Below are 24073 nucleotides of genomic sequence, written 5' to 3' on the forward strand. Positions count from 1 at the left end.
TACGCTGCATTATTTACCAGTCTTACCTTCCTTACGACGAACATATTCATCGACGTAACGAATCCCTTTACCTTTGTAAGGTTCAGGTGAACGAACGGCCCGAACTTCGGCAGCAAAGTCACCAACAGCTTGCTTACCAATACCAGAAATATTGATATGCGTGTTATCAGGAACTTCAACAGTCAAGTTTTCAGGCGTTGCGAATTCAACAGGGTGTGAGTAACCAACGCTTAATACTAACTTCTTGCCTTGCAATTGGGCACGGTAACCAACACCGACCAATTGAAGGTTCTTAGTAAAGCCTTTAGTAACCCCTTCAACCATGTTGTTAACATTTGCACGGGTAGTACCGTGTAATGCCTTCATCTTGTAGTCATCAGATGGACGAGTGAATTTAACTTCGTTGCCTTCAACCGTCATCGTAATATCACTGGCGATGTTCCGCGTTAAAGTACCCTTAGGACCCTTAACCGTAACGACTTCACCAGCTTGTGATACTTCTACCCCAGCAGGTAGTTCAATTACTTTATAACCAATACGACTCACTTACTTGCACCTCCCGTCTTAATTAATGATTACCAAACGTAAGCTAATACTTCGCCGCCAAGCTTCTTGGCGCGAGCTTCTTTATCAGTAATGACACCTTCTGAAGTTGAGATGATAGCAATCCCTAAACCGTTTAAAACCTTAGGAACAGCATCAGCCTTGACGTATGAACGTAAACCTGGCTTTGAAATACGCTTCAAGCCACTGATTACACGTTCGTTGTCCTTACCATACTTCAAGAAGACGCGGATGATGCCCTGTTTGTCATCATCGATGTATTCAACGTCGCGAACAAAACCTTCATTCTTTAAAATTTCAGCAATGTTGCGTTTGATTTTTGATGCAGGAACTTCTAGTGAATCGTGGCGTACCATATTAGCGTTACGGATACGAGTCAAGAAATCTGCGATTGGATCAGTCATCATGAAAGTTTAACCTCCTTTAACTTGGGTTTGTTTTTACCAGCTGGCCTTTTTCATACCAGGGATTTGACCTTTGTGGGCCAGGTCGCGTAAGCAGATACGGCACAAGTGGAATTTACGGTAAACTGAATGTGGACGACCACAACGTTCACAACGGGTGTAGTTTTGTACGTTAAACTTAGCACCGCGCTTTTGTTTAGCAATTTGTGATTTTTTAGCCAACTTCGATTAACCCCCTTCGGTTATTTAGCAAATGGCATGCCAAATTGAGTTAACAACTCACGTGATTCTTCATCACTATCAGCTGTCGTAACGATTACAATGTCTAAACCGCGAACACGGTTAACATTATCATAGTTGATTTCTGGGAAGATCAATTGTTCACGGACACCCAATGTGTAGTTACCGCGACCATCAAATGAACGAGTACTTACACCATGGAAGTCACGAACACGTGGTAATGAAACATTGATCAACTTGTCCAAGAAGTCATACATACGTTCGCCACGTAAGTCAACCTTGGCACCAATTGCCATACCTTCACGAAGACGGAAACCAGCGATAGATTTCTTTGCCCGGGTAACCAATGGCTTTTGACCGGAGATCAAAGTTAATTCTTCAACTGCTTCGTCTAAGTTTTTAGCGTTGGTAACTGCATCACCAACACCCATGTTCAAAACGATCTTAGCCAGCTTAGGCACTTGCATTACTGAAGTGTAATTGAACTTGTCAACTAATGCTGGAACGATTTCTTTTTCATATTGAGCTTTTAAACGGTTTTCCATGAAACTTGCTTCCTCCTTTCAGTCAGTCTTAGTTTTCTAAGTCTTTACCAGACTTTTTAGCGTAACGGACACGCTTGCCATCTTCACGACGAACACCTAAACGTGTAGGTTCGTTGGTTGATGGGTCAAGGTACATAACGTTAGAAGCATCGATTGGTGCTTCGATGTCCACGATACCGCCTTGTGGGTTAACGTTCGTTGGTTTTTGGTGTTTCTTGATCTTGTTAACACCTTCAACAACGATCCGGTTCTTGGCAGAGATAACCTTTTTAACAGTACCTTCTTGACCACGATCCTTACCGCTGATTACTCGAACTTTATCACCAGTTTTAATCAACATTAGGTTGCGCACCTCCTTATTTACGGTGTGTGACTAGAGTACTTCTGGCGCTAATGAAACAATACGCATGAAGTCCTTATCACGTAATTCACGAGCGACAGGTCCAAAGATACGAGTACCTTGTGGAGTCTTGTCATCACGAATAATAACTGCAGCATTTTCATCAAACTTGATGTATGAACCGTCAGCACGGTGAACACCAGACTTAGTCCGGACGATCACAGCTTTAACGACATCATGAGCTTTGACAACACCACCGGGTGTTGCTTGTTTAACCGTAGCAACAATGACATCACCAATGTTAGCAGTTTTACGACCAGAGCCACCTAATACCTTAATAGTAAGGATTTCACGGGCACCGGAGTTGTCAGCAACTTTTAAACGACTTTCTTGTTGGATCACAGTAAGTGTCCTCCCTTCATGTAATTTTATTCAGCTAATAATCTAGATAATAACAGCTTTTTGAACAACTTCAATTAAGCGGAAACGCTTAGTAGCTGATAGAGGACGAGTTTCCATGATCTTGACGATATCGCCAGTTTTAGCTTCATTCTTTTCATCATGAGCCTTGAATTTCTTTGAATAACGAACACGTTTGCCGTATACCGGATGGTTCTTGTAAGTTTCGACAATAACAACAATGGTTTTGTCCATCTTGTCAGAAACAACGCGTCCTTGGATAACCTTACGGCTATTACGAGTATCTTCACTCATTCGTGATTGCCTCCTTTATACTCTACTTGTTTAACTCTTGTTCACGCAACGCAGTTTTAATACGCGCAATGTTCTTACGAACTTGTTTTAAACGAGCGGTGTTTTCAAGCTGACCAGTGGCCAATTGAAAACGCAAGTTGAAAAGTTCGTCTTTGTAAGACTTTTCTTTTTCGAGCATTTCAGTAGTGGACAATGCTTTAATTTCCTTAGCCTTCATCTGATTCGCCACCTACTTCCTCACGCTTAACAATCTTAGTTTTAACAGGTAATTTAGTTCCAGCCAAGCGTAAAGCTTCGCGTGCAACTTCTTCTGGAACACCAGCAACTTCAAACATAATCTTGTTACGTTTAACTGGTGCTACCCAACCTGCAGGAGTACCTTTCCCATTACCCATCCGGACACCGACACCTTTTTCAGTGTAGGACTTGTGAGGGAAAATCTTAATCCATACCTTACCGCCACGCTTCATGTAACGGTTCATAGCAACACGGGCAGCTTCAATCTGCCGGTTGCTGATCCAGTGTGATTCGAGGGTTTGTAAACCGTAATCACCAAAAGCAACTGTTTTACCGCCTTTAGCTTCACCGCGCATTTTACCACGATGAACACGACGATACTTAACCCGTTTAGGTACCAGCATGTTTAGTTTCCTCCTTTAGCAGATTTCTTTTCTGGCAAGATTTCGCCACGGTAGATCCAGGTCTTAACACCTAATTTACCGTAAGTCGTCCGTGCTTCGACCCATGAATAGTCGATGTCAGCACGAAGCGTATGCAATGGAACCGTACCATCTGAGTATGCTTCAACACGAGACATGTCGGCACCGTTTAAACGGCCAGCAACTTGTGTCTTAATACCCTTAGCACCGGAACGCATTGTACGTTGCATAGCACCACGCATCGCACGACGGAAAGCAACCCGGCCTTCCAATTGACGCGCAATACTTTCACCAACTAATTTAGCATCTAAATCAGGCTTCTTGATTTCGATGATGTTGATGTGTACTCGCTTACCAGTTAAATTGTTTAATTCTTTACGAAGAGCTTCAACTTCAGAACCACCCTTACCAATAACCATCCCTGGTTTTGCGGTATGGATTGAAATGTTTACGCGGTTTGCAGCGCGTTCGATTTCAACGGTGGAGACGGAAGCGTCGGCAAGTCGTTGTTCGATATACTTACGGATGCGTAAATCTTCGTTCAAGTAGGCAGCAAAATCTTTTTCAGCGTACCATTTTGCTTCCCAGTCGCGAATGATTCCTACACGTAATCCGGTTGGATTTACTTTTTGACCCACGCGTTATCCCTCCTATTTTTCAGTAACTGTGATCGTAATGTGGCTAGTCCGCTTGTTGATTGGTGAAGCAGAACCCTTTGCCCGTGGACGGAACCGTTTTAAGGTTGGTCCTTCGTTAACAAAAGCTTCGCTTACGACCAAATCTTCGCGATCTAAGTCAAAGTTATTTTCAGCGTTAGCAACAGCAGAAAGTAAAACTTTTTCTACTACTGGAGAAGCACCCCGTGGAGTGAACTTCAAGATTGCTAAGGCTTCGGCAACACTTTTACCTCTGATAAGATCGACAACTAGGCGGACCTTACGAGCGGCAATACGAACAGTTTTTGCAGTTGCACGTGCAGATGTTACTTGTTCAGCCATTCTTTATATCCTCCTAACTATTACTTCGTTTTCTTATCGTCAGTTCCATGACCATGGAACGTCCGTGTTGGTACAAATTCACCTAACTTATGACCGACCATGTCGTCTTGGATGTAAACTGGGACATGCTTGCGACCATCATAAACAGCGATTGTGTACCCGATAAAACTTGGGAAAATTGTTGAACGACGTGACCACGTCTTGATGACAGATTTCTTGTCAGAATCAGATTGTGCATCGATTTTCTTTAATAAATGCGCATCTGCGAAAGGTCCCTTCTTTAAACTACGACCCATCGTGTGACCTCCTCTCGATAACTACAGTAAATTCAAATTTTATTAGTGTTTGCCTGGACGGCGACCACGAACGATAAGCTTGTTTGAACGAGCCTTCTTGTTCCGAGTCTTCTTACCAAGCGTCTTCTTACCCCATGGAGACATTGGAGATGGATGACCGATTGGTGCTTTACCTTCACCACCACCATGAGGGTGATCGTTAGGGTTCATTACAGAACCACGAACAGTTGGGCGCTTACCTTGCCAACGTGTACGACCGGCTTTACCTGAGTTGATTAATTCGTGTTGTTCATTACCAACAGTACCAATAGTAGCACGGCTAGTTAATAATACTAAACGAACTTCACCAGAAGACAAACGAACAATTGCGTACTTGCCTTCCTTACCCAGTAATTGTGCTGAGGTACCAGCAGAGCGAGCTAATTGGCCACCCTTACCTGGCTTCAATTCAATGTTGTGAATAACAGTACCAACAGGGATGTTAGTTAATGGTAATGCGTTACCAACCTTGATGTCGGCTTCGGCACCTGATTGAACTTGCATACCAACTTCCAAACCTTTTGGTGCTAAGATATATGATTTCACACCGTCAGCGTAAACTAATAATGCAATGTTAGCTGTCCGGTTAGGATCATATTCGATTGCCTTAACGGTTGCTGGAACTTCATCCTTAATCCGCTTAAAGTCAACCAAACGGTATTGTTGCTTATGACCGCCGCCACGATGACGAACAGTAATGTGACCATAACTGTTACGACCGGCAGTGTGACTTTGTGAGTCTAATAATGACTTTTCAGGCTTCGTCTTAGTGATTTCAGAGAAATCTGAAGCAGTCATATTACGACGGCCGTTAGTGGTTGGTTTATACTTCTTAATACCCACTAGAGTTACCTCCTAAATTAGATTTATTGTTGATCGTCGTTGAACAACTTGATTTCGTTAGAATCAGAACTTAAGGTAACAATAGCCTTACGACGCTTCTTAGTGTAGCCGGCGTAACGACCTTGGCGCTTAAGTTTTCCTTTAACGTTCATAACGTTCACTTTAACGACTTTAACATCGAAGATTTCTTCGATTGCTTTTTTAACTTGGGTTTTCGTTGCCTGTACGTTGACATCAAATGTGTAGCGCTTGTCGTCCAAGTCAGCCATTGATGATTCAGTAACTACAGGACGTAAAATTACATCGCGTGCTTCCATTATGCGAGCGCCTCCTCTAATTGATCGAGGGCTTTTTGGGTAACGACTAATTTGTCACTATTAGCGACATCTAAGACGTTAACACCTTTGGCTTTAAGGATCTTAACATTTGGTAAGTTACGACCTGCCAAAGCAGCCTTTTCATTGTCCTCTTCAACCAAAACAAGAGTCTTGGTATCGACGTTGAGGTTGTTTAATACATTTACAAAATCCTTAGTCTTTGGTGCGTCGAAAGCTAAGCTATCAACTGCAACTAAGCTGTTGTCTAAGACCTTTTGTGAAAGGACAGACTTCAAAGCTAAGCGCATAACCTTCTTAGGTAATTTGTAACTGTATGAACGAGGGGTTGGTCCGAAGACAATCCCACCTTTACGCCATTGTGGTGAACGGATAGAACCTTGACGCGCACGACCAGTACCCTTTTGACGCCATGGTTTACGACCACCACCGCGACGAGCACTACGGTTCTTAACTGCGTGAGTTCCTTGACGCATTGATGCACGTTGCATCAAGATGGCATCAAAAACCACGTTTTCGTTTGGTTCAACACCAAACACAGCGTCGTTCAAAGTAACGTCACCATTTTGCGTACCGTCTTGTTTAAATAATGCTACGCTAGTCATGTATTATGTCCTCCTTCCTTATTTACTCTTAACAGATGTTTTAACTGTTACAAATGACTTGTTGGCGCCAGGGACATTCCCTTTAATTAATAAAACGTTGTTTTCAACGTCGGCACGAACGATTTGTAAGTTTTGCATCGTACGTTGGTGATTACCCATCCGGCCTGGTAATTTCTTACCTTTGAATACCCGGTTGATGATGGCACCCATTGAACCAGGACGACGATGGTAACGAGAACCGTGAGCCATTGGTCCACGACTTTGGCCGTCCTTATGGATATTACCTTGGTAACCATGACCTTTAGTGATACCCGTAACGTCAACGGCGTCGCCAGCTGCGAAAATATCCGCTTTGACTTCGTCACCTACTGTGTAATCTCCAAGCTCAACATTACGAATTTCACGAATGAAGCGCTTAGGAGTCGTTTTTGCTTTTGCTGCATGACCTTGAGCAGGTTTGTTCGTCAAGACTTCGCGTTTGTCGTCAACACCTAATTGGATTGCTTCGTAACCGTCATTTTCAACGGTCTTAACTTGCAACACAACGTTAGGTTGAACTTCAACAACTGTAACGGGAACTAATTCGCCGCTTTCAGTGAAGACTTGCGTCATTCCTACCTTTTTCCCTAAGATTCCTTTAGTGGTCATGAGTACACCTCCAATTAATTGATTTTAGTTTAGTAAATTAAAGCTTGATTTCAATATCTACACCGCTAGGCAAGTCTAACTTCATTAATGAGTCGACCGTCTTAGGCGTTGGGTTAACGATATCGATTAACCGCTTGTGAGTCCGCATTTCGAATTGTTCACGTGAGTCCTTAAACTTATGTGGTGAACGTAGAACGGTATAAATAGTCCGTTCAGTAGGCAATGGAATAGGACCTGAAATAGTAGCACCAGTTCTCTTTGCCGTTTCGACAATCTTGTCAGCTGACTGATCAAGAATGCGGTGTTCGTATGCCTTTAAGCGAATACGAATTTTTTGCTTTGCCATTGTTGTGACCTCCTTCGTCTATTTTGAAAATAAGACTAGCTCCGTGAAAATTACCGCCACGTCCCATGACAATGTGGCCGGGCGTGTCGCAACCTTTCACATCAAAGCTAACTACGACTACTTGATGATGGGGATATAGTTATCCCCTTCTAAATACCAAGCACAATCTATAATAAATGAAAAGCTCTGTAATAGCAAGTGTTTTCGCACTTTTTTTATAACCATCGTTGTAAACCGTGTTACCTTTTTGAACCAGCTCAATTAATGTAACACAAATTCCATCCAATTAATAGCGTTTGCGCCTAATTTCTTTTTGGTGAGCGCTTTACATTTCTCACTGCCGACCGGCCACGATCATGTGGACACCTACTAGATTGCATTAACACTTTCTCAGGAACAAGACCCGCGTTCAGCGTCATACATTTTTGTCTGGAGTCATTTAATCGGACTTCAACACGCTTAATTCAATCGCTCCTACATCTGACGGCGCCGTCACACTGACCCACGTTCTTGTTCATCTACCTTCTATTATATTGTCATCTGCTTACCACCGACCGTCAGCACCTTGGCCGTGGTCACCGACAACCGTCAACTCATGTGGTTATCTCCGGTACAAAAAATGTGATGTTGTCCGCGTTCTCCTTATTATGCTATGAGTCTCGCACCCTTTAATATTATGGCTGCCAGTTTTATGGTCGCAGCGGCTAGTAACTTAACTAGTGCGACCCTTGTTGCGCGATTGTACCCTTGCGCGATGACACAGGCCTGAGCAGCACTGTGCTCGTCACAGCCGTACCCAATGCCAGTGACGGCCAAACTATCCCAAGCCGCTTCAATTGATGTGCCACGTTGTCTTACGACGAGCAGTAATCACATTTAGTTCGACCAGAAATTTATGTAAAAAAAGAACGTCCAGCCGAAGCTGAACGTCCTTCTTATTATCAATCAAGCTTATTTGGCAGGAGTGCCGCCATTCTTCTTGATGATATCTTCTTGAACTGACTTTGGTACCTTTTCGTAATGATCAAAGGTCATTGTGAAAGTCCCACGACCTTGAGTAGCTGAACGTAATGTGGTTGCATAACCAAACATTTCAGCCAAAGGAACGTATGCATGAACTTCTTGGGCATTCCCACGTTCTTCCATACCTTCGATGTTACCACGACGAGCAGTAACGTGACCCATAACATCACCTAAGTAATCTTCTGGGGCAACGATATCAACCTTCATGATAGGTTCAAGGATAACAGGGCCAGCAGTCTTAACGGCATTCCGCAATGCTAATGATGCGGCAATCTTGAAGGCTGCTTCACTAGAATCGACATCATGGTAAGAACCATCATAGAGCTTAGCCTTAACGTCAACCAAAGGATAACCAGCTAACACACCGTTAGCCATAGCTTCCTTCAAACCTTGTTCAACTGAAGGAATGTATTCACGAGGAACAACCCCACCGACGATGGCATCTTCGAATTCGAAGCCTTTACCTTCTTCGTTAGGTGTAAATTCAACCCAAACATCCCCATATTGACCTTTACCACCAGATTGGTGAACAAACTTACCTTGAACTTGAGTGCTCTTAGTAAAGGTTTCACGGTATGAAACTTGAGGCGCACCAACAGTGGCTTCAACATTAAATTCACGCCGCATCCGGTCAACGATGATATCCAAATGCAATTCACCCATCCCGGCGATCAAAGTTTCACCAGTTTCAGGGTTAGTTTCAGCCTTGAAAGTAGGATCTTCTTCAGAAAGCTTTTGTAAGGCAACGTTCATCTTATCTTGGTCAGCCTTAGTCTTAGGTTCAACGGCAACCTGGATAACTGGGTCAGGGAATTCCATTGATTCCAAGTGATATGGATGGTCAATCGAAGTCAATGAGTCACCAGTAGTCGTGTTCTTCAAACCAATTGCAGCGGCGATATCACCAGAGAAAACTTCTGGGATTTCTTTCCGTTGGTTAGAATGCATTTGAAGTAAACGACCAACCCGTTCACGTTTGTCCTTAGTGGCGTTCAAGACATATGAACCAGATTCCAAAGTACCTTGGTATACCCGGATGAAAGTCAAACGACCAACGAATGGGTCAGTAGCAACCTTAAATGCTAGGGCAGCGAATGGCTTATCATCACCGGCAATCAAGTCAACTTCTTCTTCAGTTTCAGGATCAGTAGCCTTGTATGGCTTAACATCAAGTGGTGATGGTAAGTAGTCCACAACGGCATCCATTAACATTTGAACACCCTTGTTCTTGAAGGCTGAACCAGCTAATACTGGGAAGAATTCAAGTGCTAACGTTCCTTTACGGATAGCAGCCTTAATTTCTTCTTTGCTGATTTCTTCACCGCCAAGGTACTTTTCCATGATGCCGTCATCGATGTCAGCTAAGGCTTCGATTAAGTCATCACGTGCAGCTTGGGCTTCTTCTTTGTATTCATCAGGAACGTCAACCGTATCCCATTCAGTACCAAGTTGATCTTCATCATAAAGGTCAGCCTTCATTTCGATTAAGTCAATGACCCCTTCGAAATTATCTTCGGCACCAATTGGTAATTGGATGGCGTGGGCGTTAGCTTGTAAACGATCATGGATCGTGCTTACAGAGTACTTGAAGTCCGCACCAATCTTGTCCATCTTGTTAACGAAAACGATCCGGGGAACGTTATACGTTGATGCTTGACGCCAAACTGTTTCAGTTTGAGGTTCAACACCTGATTGGGCATCCAATACGGCGATCGCACCATCTAAAACCCGAAGTGAACGTTCAACTTCAACAGTGAAGTCAACGTGCCCTGGGGTATCGATGATGTTAATCCGGTGGTTCTTCCACTGTGCAGTCGTGGCAGCAGAGGTAATGGTGATCCCACGTTCTTGTTCTTGGGCCATCCAGTCCATTTGTGAAGCACCATCATGGGTTTCACCAATTTTGTGAATTTTACCAGTGTAGTACAAGATCCGTTCAGTAGTCGTGGTCTTACCAGCATCGATATGGGCCATAATACCAATATTACGGGTCTTATCGAGTGAGAATTCTCGTGTATTAGCCATTAGAAAATGTGTTACTCCTCTCAATATAAATGGAATTAACAGTATAAAGTTTATTTCAAAAAATGACTACTATATGCGCGCATATAATAGTCACCTTTTTGTGATTAGTTAAAGGCGACCTTTAACCATCTCACGGAAATATTACCAACGATAATGGGCGAAGGCACGGTTGGCTTCAGCCATCCGGTGAGTATCTTCACGCTTCTTAACTGAAGCACCAGTATTGTTAGCAGCATCCATGATTTCACGAGCTAACCGGTCGGACATAGTGTGTTCGCCACGTGAGCGAGCATATTGAACGATCCAACGAAGGCCAAGAGTCGTCTTACGATCTGGGCGAACTTCGATTGGAACTTGGTAGTTAGAACCACCAACACGGCGGGCCTTAACTTCAAGTACTGGCATAACGTTCTTCATAGCTTCTTCGAAGACTTCCAAAGGATCGTTACCAGTTTGTTCTTTGATTTGATCAAAAGCATCATACAAAATAGTTGATGCGGTACCGCGCTTACCATCTAACATTAAGTGGTTAATTAAACGCGTTACTAATTTAGAGTTATACATTGGATCTGCTAAAACTTCGCGTTTTGCAGGTGCACCTTTTCTTGGCATTTAACTTACCTCCTTATTATTTCTTTGGCTTCTTGGTACCATACTTGGAACGGCTTTGGCGACGATCTTCGACACCAGCAGTATCCAAAGCACCACGGATAACATGGTAACGAACACCAGGTAAATCCTTAACACGACCACCACGAATTAAGACAACGCTATGTTCTTGGAGGTTATGACCAATACCAGGAATGTAAGCTGTAACTTCGATTAAGTTAGATAAACGTACACGGGCATACTTCCGTAAAGCCGAGTTAGGCTTCTTAGGAGTCATGGTACCGACACGAGTAGCAACCCCACGCTTTTGTGGCGCTGGGTTATTAGTTGCAACCTTCTTGTAACTGTTATACCCAAAGTTTAACGCTGGGGCATTTGATTTTGATACTTTAGACTTACGGCCTTTGCGAATTAATTGATTAATTGTTGGCATGTTCTAAAGTGTCCTCCTTCCAAATATCTGTTTTTTAAGTCCACACATCCAGGTGGTTCTTTTTTGAGTAAAAAAGAATGCCTGGAGCATGGTAATTGTGCGCTTAGCCGACCAGTCAGCATGTCTGTATTCCTGATACAGGAATCTGTCTGCAAAAAGCACCTTTACTAGACTATCATGACATGCCGAAGTTGTCAATAAATGTCCTGAAAAAATAGTGATGCTTTACATTGCGTAACTAGTGATGAAAGGTGGTCCTTCCATGTTAACCAGCAGTCTTTTTATTATTGGTCTCTGTCTGGGCTCATTCGTGACCTGTATGGCGGAACGCATCAGCAGCGGACACATACTCATTAGCACTCAACGATCACGGTGTCCACACTGTCGACATCAATTACGGTTCTGGCAACTGATACCATTACTCGGCATTCTGCTTCAACGGGGGCAGTGCTATGATTGTCGCACTCCTATCAGCCTCCGTTCCAGTCTAATTGAATTACTTTGTGGTGGTCTACTAGTTTCTAGCAGTGCGTCATTGTCATTGACGCTGCCACTGCTGATTAGTTACTTGGTATTGATTTTCAATAGTCTTACTGATTATCTCACTTTTGAAGTCTACCCGCTGACATTACTTCTTCCAGCCGGACTGGGCTTATGGCAACAACGGCCACCCCTGACGATCAGTCTCTACCTCGTACTTGCCTTACTAGTCGGGTTATACTTGCTGGCCCGGCTAACTGCCACCTTTGGTCTCGGCGATGTTGACGTTCTACTCATGCTTGTCTTCATCATTCCAGCCGACACACTGTTGACCTGTCTCGCCATTGCGGCCGTTGCCGCATTAGTTGGTTTTATCATCAGTGCCCCACGCCATCGCTTACCATTCGTGCCCTTCATCAGTTGGAGCTTCATCATGGTCACCCAACTCACGGGTCTCGCATAGCGAGCTATAATTGCAATATTCTAGTACGCCCGATTATTGCTTGTTAGTCAGTACGCGTCCTGTGCGGATGAACGACCACTCAACTTGGTACAATTTGTTGTCGAATTGTTTACTACTTGGAACTTTAAACAAGCGTTAATATTGTATCAGTTGTTCTGACCCTCAGTAGTAATATGGTGATTTAGAAATCGGGGACAGCTCACAATTCTATTATTAACCTGAAAGTTACCCGATAAGATTCCGGTCTCAAAAAAGTAACGACTAATCCGTCAAAAGTTGCGTACGCACGTGCCCACCATTCGAACACCATCCCGAGCGGAAGACGTTTCTTAGCACTGCAAGAGTGTCCGGTTTAGACGGGCTGAGACTGAGGATTAGTGTTAGCTAACCGAAAGTCTCATTCCAATCTGAACACGTTTCACCAATATAGTATTAAGGCACGGCAGTCCAGCAATTAGCAGAAATGCCTGGAGCGCAGTGCAGGACACACTAACTAAGCAAGTTTACACAAACTTGAACTTTTCCAGTGAGGCTCAGTTAGGCTTCTCCCCCTGAAGATTAACCTTCATCGCCGAACGCCCCAGATAGCCTACCTACAATCGTGCATACAAAAAGGACGACCACAATGGCCGCCCTTTTTAGTTACTTAGCAATTACTTGCTAGCATCTTGTTCTTGCATTTGTTTTTCAAGGTCGCTGATTGAGTAAACCCCATCAGCCACGTTGCCAACTTCCTTTGGTTTGATATGACGGTAAACCGGCATACCAGTCCCAGCAGGAATGATCTTACCAATGATAACATTTTCCTTAAGCCCGATCAGTGGATCGTTCTTACCACGAATAGCAGCATCAGTTAAGACCCGTGTCGTTTCCTGGAATGAAGCAGCTGACAAGAAACTATTCGTTTCAAGAGCGGCTTTAGTAATCCCAAGAATGACTGGCCGTGACGTTGCAGGAATACCACCAGCAATCAAGGTCTTGTAGTTCTCGTCCTTGAAGTCTGCAATATCCATTAACGTCCCAGGCAAGACGTCGGTATCGCCCGGATCCATGACCCGAACCTTCCGTAACATTTGCCGAATCATGATTTCAACGTGCTTATCGCCAATTTCAACCCCTTGCATCCGATAAACCTTTTGAACTTCACGGAGCAAGTAGTTTTCAGTTGATAAGACATCACGTACTTGAATCAATTGCTTAGGATCGATCGACCCAATGTTCAACGCAGCACCACGGTGAATAAAGTCGCCTTCACTAACCGCCATCCGTGCTGTTAACGGCAACGTGTAAGTCCGGGTATCAGTTTCACCCTTAACCGTAACTTCCTTCGTCCGTTCCGCTGGATTTTCTTCAATTAATTCAACCGTCCCAGTAACTTCTGAGATTTCGGCACGCCCTTTAGGATTCCGTGATTCCACAATTTCTTGCACACGAGGCAACCCTTGGGTAATATCGTCCCCGGCAACACCACCGGTATGGAAGTTCCGCATGGTCAGCTGAGTACCGGGTTCACCGATAGACTGTGCGGCAACTGTCCCAACAGCTTCACCAACTTCAACTTCATCACCAGTAGCCATGTTACGGCCGTAGCAATGTTCACAAACCCCATGCTTAGTGTTGCAAGTAAATGCAGAACGGATCGTAACTTCCGTTACACCAGCATCAACGATTTTATGAGCTAAGTCTTCGTCGATCAAGACGTTGTTACCAACAATTTCATCATGCGTTTCAGGATCAAAGACAGTCTTCATCGTGTAACGACCTAAGATCCGGTCATACAACGGTTCGATGACTTCGTTACCTTCCATGATTGCGTGAATCCGCAACCCACGGTCAGTCCCACAATCCTTTTCACGAACGATAACATCTTGAGCCACATCAACCAGACGCCGAGTCAAGTAACCTGAGTTGGCAGTCTTAAGCGCCGTATCGGTCATCCCTTTACGAGCACCGTGGGTTGAAATGAACATTTCCAAGACAGACAAACCTTCACGGAAGTTTGAAAGGATTGGTAATTCCATGATCTTACCGTTAGGGGCAGCCATCAAACCACGCATCCCAGCTAACTGAGTAAAGTTTGAAATGTTACCACGCGCACCAGAATCACTCATCATAAAGATTGGGTTATCCGCGTTGAAACTTTCAATCAGTTTTTGTTGGATTTGGTCCTTAGCGTCGTTCCAGACACCAATGACCCGTTCATAACGTTCGTCATCAGTAATTAAACCACGACGGAACTGTTTCGAAATCGTATTAACTTGTTTATGGGCTTCGGCGATAATTGCTGGTTTTTCTTTCAAACCAGTAATATCGGCAACCCCAACCGTCAAACCAGACTTAGTTGAAATGTTGTAACCTAAGTCCTTCATCCGGTCAAGCAAGAGTGACGTTGCTGTCACGTGATATTGCTTGTAAACTTCAGCGATAATGTCGGCCAAGAAGCCCTTCTTGAATGGTGGAATGATTTCCTGGGCATCCAAGAATTGATGAATATCTTCACCAGGCTTCAAGAAATACTTGTCCGGTGTACCAGCAATCAAGTTATCGTTAGTTGGTTCGTTCAAGTAAGGGAACTTGCCAGGCAAAATGTTGTTGAAGATTGCCTTACCAACCGTCGTGACTAAGACTGCTTGCTTCTGATCGTCCGTGAATGGCTTGTCAGGCATTGATGAGACCTGAATGCCGACCCGGCTATGCAAATGTACATAACCTGATTGGTAAGCCTTTTGAGCTTCATTCAAGTCCTTGAAGATCATACCTTCGCCTTCACGACCGATTTCTTCAGTCGTCAAGTAGTAGTTACCGATAACCATATCTTGAGATGGCGTAACAACGGGTTTCCCGTCCTTAGGCGCCAAAATATGGTGGGCAGCTAACATTAAGAGCCGTGCTTCAGCTTGGGCTTCATCTGAAAGTGGGACGTGAATAGCCATTTGGTCCCCATCGAAATCGGCGTTGTAAGCTTCACAAGCCAATGGATGGAGCCGCATCGCTTTACCACTAACCAAGACGGGTTCGAAAGCTTGAATCCCTAAACGGTGAAGCGTAGGGGCGCGGTTCAAGAGAACAGGATGTTCCTTGATAACGTCTTCCAACACACCCCAGACATCGTCATCAGCATGTTCGATCTTTCGCTTAGCATTCTTGATGTTAGAAGCTAATTCACGTTTAACCAATTCCTTCATGATAAACGGTTTGAACAATTCCAACGCCATTTGACGTGGTAAGCCCATTTGGTTCATCTTCAAGAAAGGCCCAACATCGATAACCGAACGACCAGAATAGTCAACCCGCTTACCAAGTAAGTTTTGACGGAACCGCCCTTGCTTCCCTTTCAACATGTGTGAAAGAGACTTCAATGGCCGGTTACCAGGACCAGCAACGGGACGGCCACGACGACCATTATCGATCAACGCATCAACGGCTTCTTGCAACATCCGCTTTTCGTTTTGCACGATAATCCCAGGTGCATTTAAGTCCAACAAGCGTTTCAACCGGTTATTACGGTTGATAACCCGCCGGTACAAGTCGTTCAAGTCAGAGGTGGCAAAACGACCACCTTCCAATTGAACCATTGGCCGTAAGTCCGGGGGAATAACCGGAATTGCGTCCATTACCATCCAAGCTGGTTCGTTACCAGATGTCACGAAAGCTTCGATGATATCAAGCCGCCGAACGGCCCGGGTCCGCTTCTGACCAGAAGCATCCTTCAGAGTTTCCTTTAAATCACGTGCTTCTTTTTCAAGATCCACGTTATTCAATAACCGTTTGATGGCTTCGGCACCCATGGCAGCTTCAAATTCGTTACCATATTGAGCCTTCTTCTCACGGTATTCACGTTCAGAAAGTAATTGCTTCTTTTCAAGTGGCGTATTACCAGATTCGATAACGACGTATGAAGCGAAGTAAATGATTTCTTCAAGTGCCCGGGGACTCATGTCTAAGACTAAGCCCATCCGGCTAGGAATTCCCTTAAAGTACCAGATGTGAGTAACTGGTGCGGCAAGTTCGATATGACCCATCCGTTCACGACGGACTTTACTACGAGTCACTTCGACCCCACAACGGTCACAGACAATACCCTTATAACGAATCCGTTTGTATTTACCACAAGCACATTCCCAATCCTTAGTAGGACCAAAAATCCGTTCGTCAAACAGACCGTCTTTTTCAGGTTTCAATGTCCGGTAGTTAATGGTTTCTGGCTTTTTGACTTCGCCATATGACCAGCTGCGAATCTTGTCTGGGGATGCCAGACCGATTTGCATGCTTTCAAACTTGTTGACATCGATCAAAGGACCGACCTCCCTTTTTATTGATTATCTTGCTGAGCGTTGGTTGTTTCAGAAGGCTTAGCGGCGTCAGCTTTTGTGGCCTTGTCCGCAGCCTTCTCATCTTGTTGTTGTTTAAACTTGCTGAGTGCATCGACATTGACAACTTCATCGTCATCATCATCCATGTCCCGCAATTCGATTTCTTTGTCTTCAGAATCTAAGACTTTCATGTCAAGACCGAGTGCTTGCAATTCCTTAACCAACACGCGGAATGATTCCGGTACGCCAGGCTTTGGAATTGGTTCGCCCTTAACGATTGCTTCATAGGTCTTAACCCGACCAACAACGTCATCGGACTTGTAAGTCAAGATTTCCTGCAAGGTATAAGCTGCACCATAAGCTTCCAAGGCCCAAACTTCCATTTCACCGAAACGTTGGCCCCCAAATTGCGCTTTCCCACCAAGTGGTTGTTGCGTAACCAAAGAGTAAGGTCCGATTGAACGAGCATGGATCTTATCGTCAACCATGTGACTAAGCTTCATGTAGTGCATGACCCCAACAGCGACCCGCTTATCGAACGGTTCACCAGTCCGACCATCATAGACGATCGACTTGGCATCTGAATCAACCCCAGCTTCACGAATGGCTTCCCAAATATCTGTATCTTGAGCACCATCAAAGACAGGCGTTGCCATGTGAATTCCTAACTTCCGAGCAGCCATCCCCAAATGCAATTCGAGCACTTGCCCGATATTCATACGAGAAGGCACACCCATTGGGCTTAACATGATATCGATTGGTGTCCCATCAGGCATGTACGGCATGTCTTCTTCAGGAACCACGATTGAAACCGTCCCTTTGTTACCATGCCGACCGGCCATCTTGTCACCAACTTGGATCTTCCGCTTTTGTGCGATGTAGACCCGAACCATCATGTTAACGCCAGGAGATAATTCATCACCGTTTTCACGAGTGAAGATCTTAACGTCCTGGATGATACCGCCGCCACCATGAGGAACCCGGAGTGACGTATCCCGAACTTCACGCGCCTTTTCACCAAAGATCGCATGGAGAAGCCGTTCTTCAGCTGACAATTCCGTAACCCCTTTAGGCGTTACCTTACCAACCAAGATGTCACCGTCTTTAACTTCGGCCCCAATCCGGATAATCCCGTCTTCGTCAAGGTTCTTCAATGCATCTTCCCCGACGTTAGGAATTTCACGAGTCATTTCTTCAGGTCCAAGCTTGGTGTCACGTGCTTCTGATTCATATTCTTCAATATGAATTGACGTGTAGACGTCTTCACGGACTAAACGTTCATTAATAATGATGGCATCTTCGAAGTTATAACCATTCCAAGTCATGAAAGCAACTAATGGGTTTTGCCCAAGGGCTAATTCCCCACCTTCCATTGCTGGACCATCGGCTAAGACTTCATCGTTATCAACGTGATCGCCAACTTTAACGATTGGCCGTTGGTTATAGTTCTTACCACCGTTAGAACGACGGAATTTCATTAACTTGTAAGTGTCTAATGAACCATCATCGCGACGAACGCGAACTTCGCGAGCATCAACGTATTCAACCGTTCCTTCATGACGACAAATCAAGGCAATCCCTGAGTCATGTGCAGCTTTATATTCAATCCCAGTCCCAATTAATGGCGCGTGAGGATCAAGTAACGGCACCGCTTGTCGTTGCATGTTGGCACCCATCAAAGCACGGTTAGAGTCATCGTTTTCCAAGAAAGGAATACATGCCGTTGCGACGGCAACCACTTGTTTAGGCGAAACGTCCATGTAATCGACATTTTCGATTGGCGTTTCCAAGTTTTCTTCCTTGTTACGAGCTAAAACAGTGTCTTCAACGAAAGAACCATCATCATTCAATGGAGAGTTGGCTTGTGCAATCACAAATTGGTCTTCTTCATCGGCTGCTAAGTAGTCGATCTTATCGGTAACCTTATGCGTTGTCCAATCGACACGCCGGTATGGCGTTTCGATGAAGCCGTAACGGTTGACCTTCGCATAAGAAGACAAACTGTTGATCAAACCAATGTTAGGGCCTTCAGGCGTTTCGATTGGGCACATCCGACCGTAGTGGGTATAGTGCACGTCACGAACTTCATATCCGGCCCGATCACGAGTCAAACCACCAGGTCCTAAGGCTGATAAACGCCGCTTATGCGTTAATTCACCTAAGGGGTTGGTTTGGTCCATGAATTGTGACAATTGTGATGACCCAAAGAATTCCTTAATTGAAGCAACCACTGGGCGAATGTTAATCAATTGTTGTGGCGTTACCGTCGCAGCATCTTGAATCGACATCCGTTCACGCACAACCCGTTCCATCCGGGATAACCCAATCCGGAATTGGTTTTGCAATAATTCACCCACGGAACGAATCCGCCGGTTACCCAAGTGATCAATATCATCGGTTGAGCCAAGACCTTCTTGCAAGTTGAAGAAGTAATTAATGGAAGCAATGATATCAGCAGGCACAATGTGCTTGAACTTCAAATCAATGTTGCCATTACCAATCACGTTCACAACCTTTTCAGGGTCGTTTTGTGAATAAACCTTAACAACTTGTAAGACCATTGGATTCGTAACAACGGCTTCGTCAGATGGTGTGTAAGTAACCGTCTTAAAGTCGTCACGTTCCAAGTATGGGGATAGTTTAGCCATGACATTCTTGTCAATGACCGTATCCTTTTGCGCAATAACTTCACCAGTATCAGGATCAGCTAATGTCTCAGCTAACGTTTGGTCCATTAAGCGCGTCTTCATGCTTAACTTCTTGTTAACCTTGTAGCGACCAACTGGTGCGAAGTCATACCGTTTTGGATCGAAGAACCGAGCAGTCAATAGGCTCCGCGAACTGTCAGCCGTCTTAGGTTCACCAGGACGTAGCCGTTCGTAGATATCTTTTAAGGATTCTTCAACCCGGGAGTCGTCGGTGTTCTTATGAACGTCCTTTTCCAACGTCAACATCAAACTGTCAGTTTCACCCAACATGTCAATAATGTCATCGTCAGAACCATAGCCTAAGGCCCGGACTAATTCCGTCAATGGAATCTTCCGCGTACGATCGATCCGTACGTATGAGACATTCTTGGCGTCAGTTTCAAGTTCTAACCAAGCACCCCGGTTAGGAATAACCGTTGTGCCGTAGCTAGGACGCCCATTTTTATCTAATTCTTCATTGAAGTAAACGCCGGGTGAACGAACCAATTGTGAAACAATGACCCGTTCGGCACCGTTGATAATAAACGTCCCTTGTTCAGTCATTAATGGAAAATCACCGAAGAATACGTCTTGCGACTTAATTTCACCAGTTTCATGGTTAGTTAAACGTAGGGTAACGTGCAATGGTGCCGAGTAGTTGGCATCATGTTCACGAGCTTCTTCGACGGTGTACTTTGGTTCTAATAATTGATAGTCGACAAATTCAAGTGAAAGTTTTCCTGCGAAATCGTCGATCGGCATAATATCTTCAAACATTTCCCGGAGACCTTCATCCAAGAACCATTGGTAAGAATCGGTCTGGATTTCGATCAAGTTAGGCAAATCAAGAACTTCCTTGATACGTGCATAACTTCTACGGGTACGGTGTTTACCGTATTTTACTAAATGTCCGGCCAAGTTGTTCACCCCTTCTTATTATTCCGGAACCCGCCACCTCCGGTCAAATATTACATTTGTGTTACAAATGCGTTTTTGACCGAATTTTAGGCATAAAAAAACCAAAAATAGTCGCTTAAGTTGACTATTTTTGGATTTATATTAACGAGCCGCACAGACAATAGATTGCGCGTTCGCTCGAGTTCACGGTTACAGACAAGTTATAATATACATCGAATAACGTTAGTTGTCAACTAGTAGACTTCTCTGCCGCCATTAGTTTTCTGGTTCACTCGCAACCCCGTATAAGATCATCTTTAAAAGAGTTTGAACGCGGGTCCGCTCGTCAGCATGAGGATCACCGATTTGATGAAAACTGTTAAACAATGGACTCAAGCTGGTGATATAGAAATTCGTCGCCATCTGTGGTGTGACCCCCACATGTAGTTGCATGTCAGGTTGCTCAAAAACGGTTTGAATCGGCTTCACATAATCAGTAACAAATATGCCGCCCAACTCGCGAATATGTTCATGCGTTAATGCTTTGAAACTGGAATGAATTAACGTGAAGACATCAGCCGGATGCTTATGCGTTAGTAATAGCGAGACTTCTGTTAATTGATCCAACGGAGACCAATCCGCACGGACTTGAATCGCTTCAATGCCAGCCTTGATTTCCGCACCGACCGTCGTAATGACAGCCAGAAAGATGACCTCTTTATCTTTAAAATGGTGATAAAGCGCGGGCTGCGTAATGCCAATCGCATTCGCAATGTCGCGCGTACTTGTCGCATCATACCCATTTCTTAAAAACAGTTCCCGGGCTGTGCCTAAAATCGCCTGGTGCGTCTTCGCCATCTGTTCGGCTCGTGTCGCCATGTTATCATCTTCTTTCTTGACTTTATTTCCTATTATAATTTACACCAATCAGCACCGAACCACCAGCCTCAGATCCTACAGTTCACTTCAGTGGGTAGCATCTTAATACCGATTGAACCTAAAAGATGACGCCTGAAGTGGACTACCACTTCAAGCGTCATCTTTAATTTAATCGCGCCTACTTTGAGGAAACGGTCGAACGACCATCTGCCTTAGGCTGGTTTTTAATATTAATTGTAATGGTACCCTTGCTAGCACCAATCGTAACTTGGTCATCGACCTTGATCGCGCCGGTCAATAATTCTTCACTCAACCGATCTTCGATTTCAGTCTGTAATGCCCGTCGAATTGGTCGTGCTCCGTACTCAGGGTCAAAGCCAGCCTTCGCAACCACGTCAATGGCAGCCGGAGTGATTTTGATCTTGATACCTTGTTGGGCCACTCGATCAACAATTTCTTGTGACATCAACTTAACGATTTCGTGTAATTCTTCCTTATTCAATGAATGGAAGACGATTGTTTCGTCGATCCGGTTTAAGAATTCTGGGCGGAACGTCTGTTTTAACGTTGCTCGAATCGTCGCAGCAACCGCATTGTAGTCATTGGCCTTATCAGTTGCACCAAAACCAACTGATTTTTCATCACGAAGTGTGGTTGCCCCAAGGTTCGACGTCATAATCAGAATCGTATTTCTGAAGTCTACCTTCCGACCCTTAGAATCCGTCAAGTAGCCGTCATCCAAAACTTGTAACAAAATGTTAAAGACGTCCGGATGAGCTTTTTCAACTTCATCAAATAGCACGACCGAGTATGGTTTCTGGCGAACCTTCTCTGTCAGCTGACCGCCCTCGTCATAACCAACGTAACCAGGTGCCGAGCCAATCAAACGACTAGTCGAATAGCGTTCCATGTATTCAGACATGTCGATCCGAATCATATTATCTTCAGACCCGAACATCGCTGCTGCCAAGGCTTTTGCTAGCTCCGTCTTACCAACCCCAGTTGGTCCTAAGAACATAAAGGAACCAATTGGCCGACTCGGATCTTTCAACCCGCTGCGCGCACGGCGAATAGCACGAGCCACTGCGGATACGGCTTCTGGCTGTCCAACAACCCGTTCATGCAAAATCTTTTCCAAGTTAACTAAGCGTTCACTTTCAGATTTTTGCAATTGCGTTAACGGAACCCCGGTCCATTCGGCAACGACCTGAGCAATATCCTCACCTGTGACTTGTAAATCATAGTGTGGTGTTGCCCCCTCAGTCACTTCGGCGTCTTGGTCAGCTTCGATTCGATCTAGGCGTTGCTTCAGTTGCATCTCCTGCTTACGAATATCAGCGGCCTGTTCAAAATCTTGTGCTTCGATCGCTGTTTCCTTATCCTCACGCAGTTGCGCTAACTTGTCCTGGTTCTTGGATAGCTTCGTTGGTTGATCCATCTGATCGATGCGGACTTTAGCTGCCGCCTCATCCATCAAGTCAATGGCCTTATCAGGCAAGAAACGATCACTGATATACCGGCTGGATAGCTTGACTGCTTGATCAACAGCTTCATCCGTAATCGTAACCCGATGATGTTCTTCATAGCGTGGCCGTAGTCCATCTAAGATTTCAACGGCTTCGTCTTCGGTCGGTTCATTGACCATGACCGTTGCAAAACGCCGTTCCAACGCAGCGTCAGATTCAATGTACTTTTGATACTCATTTAAAGTGGTTGCCCCAATCGTTTGGAGTTCCCCTCGTGCAAGTGCGGGTTTCAGAATATTAGAGGCATCAATAGCCCCTTCAGCACCACCGGCACCAATCAAGGTATGCAATTCATCGATAAATAAGATCACATGGCCATCGTTGTAAATTTCATCAATCACTTTTTTCAGGCGGTCTTCGAATTCACCACGATACTTTGTCCCAGCGACTAATGATCCCATATCGAGCATCATCAAGCGCTTATCTGCCATATCAGTTGGCACATCACCGGCCACGATCTTTTGGGCTAGACCTTCGGCGATTGCAGTCTTCCCAACCCCAGGTTCACCAATCAAGACCGGATTATTCTTCGTCCGCCGTGACAGGATCTGAATGACCCGTTTGACTTCCTTGGAACGACCTACTACCGGGTCCATTTCTTGTTCACTAGCTAATTGGGTCAAATCGCGCGCCAGAGAATCCAAGGTTGGCGTTCCTTCAGTCTTCTTGCCACCGCGATTAGCCGCGTTACCCTTGCGCTTACTCATGGCGTCACTGACACCTAGCTTGCGAAGAACGACTTTACGCGTCTGACCTAGATCTAAGTTTAAATTCATTAAAATTCGCGAGGAAAGGATACTTTCATCAGAGAGCATCGCTAACAACAAATGTTCCGTTCCAATCTTGTTGGCACCGAGCCGTTTTGCTTCATCACCGGCAACGGACAAAATTTCTTTGGCCTTTGGTGAATATGGCAAGTAAGTATCCTTGCCAACATTGCTCAACGTCCCATAGCCAGTGAACCGTTCGATTTCTTCACGAATGTCATCTTCACTAACGGCATATTGTTGTAGCACCTTATTAGCAATTCCATTCTTTTCGATGGCCAATGCTAATAGCAAATGCTCCGTACCAACTGCCTGATGCTTGAAATATTTGGCCTGTTCCTGTGCCAGTACCAGCACACTTTTGGCACTAGGTGTAAATAAGTTATCCATTGCGA

25 protein-coding genes are annotated in these 24073 nt (G+C 44.7%); 1 reads left to right on the forward strand and 24 read right to left on the reverse strand.

Going from position 1 to position 24073, the window contains the following annotated elements; all coding sequences use genetic code 11:
* Nucleotides 1-9: 9 nt before the first annotated feature.
* From rplF to rpsL, 20 genes are all read right to left on the reverse strand, one after another.
* Nucleotides 10-546: a 50S ribosomal protein L6 gene (gene rplF / locus E5260_RS11155; RefSeq protein WP_003641259.1), complete on the reverse strand. Its 537-nt coding sequence runs from the start codon at nt 544-546 to the stop codon at nt 10-12.
* Nucleotides 547-575: 29 nt separating this feature from the next.
* On the reverse strand, nt 576-971 hold the full coding sequence (gene rpsH / locus E5260_RS11160) for a 30S ribosomal protein S8 (RefSeq protein ID WP_003638074.1): 396 nt from the start codon (nt 969-971) through the stop codon (nt 576-578).
* A gap of 33 nt (nt 972-1004) precedes the next feature.
* A complete protein-coding gene (locus tag E5260_RS11165; protein WP_003638073.1) occupies nt 1005-1190 on the reverse strand; it encodes a type Z 30S ribosomal protein S14 in 186 nt (61 codons plus the stop codon).
* Between the two features lie 20 nt (nt 1191-1210).
* Complete coding sequence (gene rplE / locus E5260_RS11170; RefSeq protein ID WP_003638072.1) at nt 1211-1753, reverse strand: 50S ribosomal protein L5; 543 nt, start codon at nt 1751-1753, stop codon at nt 1211-1213.
* A gap of 28 nt (nt 1754-1781) precedes the next feature.
* Nucleotides 1782-2093: a 50S ribosomal protein L24 gene (gene rplX, locus E5260_RS11175; protein ID WP_003641258.1), complete on the reverse strand. Its 312-nt coding sequence runs from the start codon at nt 2091-2093 to the stop codon at nt 1782-1784.
* Between the two features lie 33 nt (nt 2094-2126).
* Nucleotides 2127-2495 (reverse strand): 50S ribosomal protein L14, encoded by a 369-nt coding sequence (gene rplN / locus E5260_RS11180; protein WP_003641257.1) that lies wholly within the window; start codon nt 2493-2495, stop codon nt 2127-2129.
* Between the two features lie 42 nt (nt 2496-2537).
* Nucleotides 2538-2807 (reverse strand): 30S ribosomal protein S17, encoded by a 270-nt coding sequence (gene rpsQ / locus E5260_RS11185; protein ID WP_003638069.1) that lies wholly within the window; start codon nt 2805-2807, stop codon nt 2538-2540.
* A gap of 22 nt (nt 2808-2829) precedes the next feature.
* Nucleotides 2830-3024 carry a 50S ribosomal protein L29 gene (rpmC, locus tag E5260_RS11190; protein WP_003638068.1) on the reverse strand — a complete coding sequence of 65 codons (195 nt, stop codon included), beginning with the start codon at nt 3022-3024 and terminating at the stop codon, nt 2830-2832.
* Complete coding sequence (rplP, locus tag E5260_RS11195) at nt 3014-3448, reverse strand: 50S ribosomal protein L16 (RefSeq protein WP_003641256.1); 435 nt, start codon at nt 3446-3448, stop codon at nt 3014-3016. The genes rpmC and rplP overlap by 11 nt, the downstream gene beginning before the upstream one ends.
* 2 nt (nt 3449-3450) lie before the next feature.
* The gene (gene rpsC / locus E5260_RS11200) at nt 3451-4104 is read right to left on the reverse strand and encodes a 30S ribosomal protein S3 (protein ID WP_003638066.1); all 654 of its coding nucleotides are present in this window, start codon (nt 4102-4104) and stop codon (nt 3451-3453) included.
* Between the two features lie 12 nt (nt 4105-4116).
* Entirely contained in the window at nt 4117-4464 is a 348-nt protein-coding gene (gene rplV, locus E5260_RS11205; RefSeq protein WP_003638065.1) for a 50S ribosomal protein L22, read from the reverse strand.
* A 20-nt stretch (nt 4465-4484) separates the two neighbouring features.
* Entirely contained in the window at nt 4485-4760 is a 276-nt protein-coding gene (gene rpsS / locus E5260_RS11210) for a 30S ribosomal protein S19 (protein WP_003638064.1), read from the reverse strand.
* Between the two features lie 42 nt (nt 4761-4802).
* The gene (gene rplB, locus E5260_RS11215; protein WP_003641255.1) at nt 4803-5642 is read right to left on the reverse strand and encodes a 50S ribosomal protein L2; all 840 of its coding nucleotides are present in this window, start codon (nt 5640-5642) and stop codon (nt 4803-4805) included.
* Between the two features lie 23 nt (nt 5643-5665).
* The gene (rplW, locus tag E5260_RS11220) at nt 5666-5959 is read right to left on the reverse strand and encodes a 50S ribosomal protein L23 (RefSeq protein ID WP_003641254.1); all 294 of its coding nucleotides are present in this window, start codon (nt 5957-5959) and stop codon (nt 5666-5668) included.
* A complete protein-coding gene (gene rplD, locus E5260_RS11225) occupies nt 5959-6582 on the reverse strand; it encodes a 50S ribosomal protein L4 (RefSeq protein ID WP_003641253.1) in 624 nt (207 codons plus the stop codon). Before rplD ends, rplW begins: the two co-directional genes overlap by 1 nt.
* An 18-nt stretch (nt 6583-6600) precedes the next feature.
* The gene (gene rplC / locus E5260_RS11230) at nt 6601-7230 is read right to left on the reverse strand and encodes a 50S ribosomal protein L3 (RefSeq protein WP_003641252.1); all 630 of its coding nucleotides are present in this window, start codon (nt 7228-7230) and stop codon (nt 6601-6603) included.
* Between the two features lie 37 nt (nt 7231-7267).
* Complete coding sequence (gene rpsJ / locus E5260_RS11235) at nt 7268-7576, reverse strand: 30S ribosomal protein S10 (protein ID WP_003638059.1); 309 nt, start codon at nt 7574-7576, stop codon at nt 7268-7270.
* Between the two features lie 951 nt (nt 7577-8527).
* Nucleotides 8528-10624, reverse strand: coding sequence for an elongation factor G (fusA, locus tag E5260_RS11240; RefSeq protein ID WP_003641250.1), 2097 nt, complete (start codon nt 10622-10624; stop codon nt 8528-8530).
* A 141-nt stretch (nt 10625-10765) separates the two neighbouring features.
* A complete protein-coding gene (gene rpsG, locus E5260_RS11245; protein ID WP_003638057.1) occupies nt 10766-11236 on the reverse strand; it encodes a 30S ribosomal protein S7 in 471 nt (156 codons plus the stop codon).
* A 16-nt stretch (nt 11237-11252) separates the two neighbouring features.
* The gene (gene rpsL, locus E5260_RS11250) at nt 11253-11666 is read right to left on the reverse strand and encodes a 30S ribosomal protein S12 (protein ID WP_003641249.1); all 414 of its coding nucleotides are present in this window, start codon (nt 11664-11666) and stop codon (nt 11253-11255) included.
* Nucleotides 11667-11928: 262 nt separating this feature from the next.
* On the opposite strand from rpsL, the gene E5260_RS11255 reads away from it, so the two are divergent.
* Nucleotides 11929-12609: a prepilin peptidase gene (locus tag E5260_RS11255; RefSeq protein ID WP_003641248.1), complete on the forward strand. Its 681-nt coding sequence runs from the start codon at nt 11929-11931 to the stop codon at nt 12607-12609.
* Nucleotides 12610-13262: 653 nt separating this feature from the next.
* Here the strand turns inward: E5260_RS11255 and rpoC are convergent.
* The 4 genes from rpoC to E5260_RS11275 form a co-directional block, all read right to left on the reverse strand.
* Nucleotides 13263-16904, reverse strand: a complete 3642-nt coding sequence (gene rpoC, locus E5260_RS11260) for a DNA-directed RNA polymerase subunit beta' (protein ID WP_003641247.1) — start codon at nt 16902-16904, stop codon at nt 13263-13265.
* Nucleotides 16905-16921: 17 nt separating this feature from the next.
* Nucleotides 16922-20536: a DNA-directed RNA polymerase subunit beta gene (gene rpoB, locus E5260_RS11265; RefSeq protein WP_003641246.1), complete on the reverse strand. Its 3615-nt coding sequence runs from the start codon at nt 20534-20536 to the stop codon at nt 16922-16924.
* Between the two features lie 246 nt (nt 20537-20782).
* Complete coding sequence (locus tag E5260_RS11270; protein ID WP_003641245.1) at nt 20783-21385, reverse strand: TetR/AcrR family transcriptional regulator; 603 nt, start codon at nt 21383-21385, stop codon at nt 20783-20785.
* Between the two features lie 178 nt (nt 21386-21563).
* Nucleotides 21564-24068 carry an ATP-dependent Clp protease ATP-binding subunit gene (locus E5260_RS11275; protein WP_003641244.1) on the reverse strand — a complete coding sequence of 835 codons (2505 nt, stop codon included), beginning with the start codon at nt 24066-24068 and terminating at the stop codon, nt 21564-21566.
* Nucleotides 24069-24073: the final 5 nt, after the last annotated feature.

The sequence above is a fragment of the Lactiplantibacillus plantarum genome (assembly GCF_014131735.1).
In the GTDB taxonomy this organism is placed as follows: domain Bacteria; phylum Bacillota; class Bacilli; order Lactobacillales; family Lactobacillaceae; genus Lactiplantibacillus; species Lactiplantibacillus plantarum.

Bases quoted from the DNA above. Each gene is read 5' to 3' on its own strand.
- rpsH (WP_003638074.1), bottom strand. From the start codon at position 971: ATGATGACTGATCCAATCGCAGATTTCTTGACTCGTATCCGTAACGCT.
- rplE (WP_003638072.1), bottom strand. From the start codon at position 1,753: ATGGAAAACCGTTTAAAAGCTCAATATGAAAAAGAAATCGTTCCAGCA.
- rplX (WP_003641258.1), bottom strand. From the start codon at position 2,093: ATGTTGATTAAAACTGGTGATAAAGTTCGAGTAATCAGCGGTAAGGAT.
- rpsQ (WP_003638069.1), bottom strand. From the start codon at position 2,807: ATGAGTGAAGATACTCGTAATAGCCGTAAGGTTATCCAAGGACGCGTT.
- rpmC (WP_003638068.1), bottom strand. From the start codon at position 3,024: ATGAAGGCTAAGGAAATTAAAGCATTGTCCACTACTGAAATGCTCGAA.
- rplP (WP_003641256.1), bottom strand. From the start codon at position 3,448: ATGCTGGTACCTAAACGGGTTAAGTATCGTCGTGTTCATCGTGGTAAA.
- rplV (WP_003638065.1), bottom strand. From the start codon at position 4,464: ATGGCTGAACAAGTAACATCTGCACGTGCAACTGCAAAAACTGTTCGT.
- rpsS (WP_003638064.1), bottom strand. From the start codon at position 4,760: ATGGGTCGTAGTTTAAAGAAGGGACCTTTCGCAGATGCGCATTTATTA.
- rplW (WP_003641254.1), bottom strand. From the start codon at position 5,959: ATGGAAGCACGCGATGTAATTTTACGTCCTGTAGTTACTGAATCATCA.
- rplD (WP_003641253.1), bottom strand. From the start codon at position 6,582: ATGACTAGCGTAGCATTATTTAAACAAGACGGTACGCAAAATGGTGAC.
- rplC (WP_003641252.1), bottom strand. From the start codon at position 7,230: ATGACCACTAAAGGAATCTTAGGGAAAAAGGTAGGAATGACGCAAGTC.
- rpsJ (WP_003638059.1), bottom strand. From the start codon at position 7,576: ATGGCAAAGCAAAAAATTCGTATTCGCTTAAAGGCATACGAACACCGC.
- fusA (WP_003641250.1), bottom strand. From the start codon at position 10,624: ATGGCTAATACACGAGAATTCTCACTCGATAAGACCCGTAATATTGGT.
- rpsG (WP_003638057.1), bottom strand. From the start codon at position 11,236: ATGCCAAGAAAAGGTGCACCTGCAAAACGCGAAGTTTTAGCAGATCCA.
- rpsL (WP_003641249.1), bottom strand. From the start codon at position 11,666: ATGCCAACAATTAATCAATTAATTCGCAAAGGCCGTAAGTCTAAAGTA.
- E5260_RS11255 (WP_003641248.1), top strand. From the start codon at position 11,929: ATGTTAACCAGCAGTCTTTTTATTATTGGTCTCTGTCTGGGCTCATTC.
- E5260_RS11270 (WP_003641245.1), bottom strand. From the start codon at position 21,385: ATGGCGACACGAGCCGAACAGATGGCGAAGACGCACCAGGCGATTTTA.
- E5260_RS11275 (WP_003641244.1), bottom strand. From the start codon at position 24,068: ATGGATAACTTATTTACACCTAGTGCCAAAAGTGTGCTGGTACTGGCA.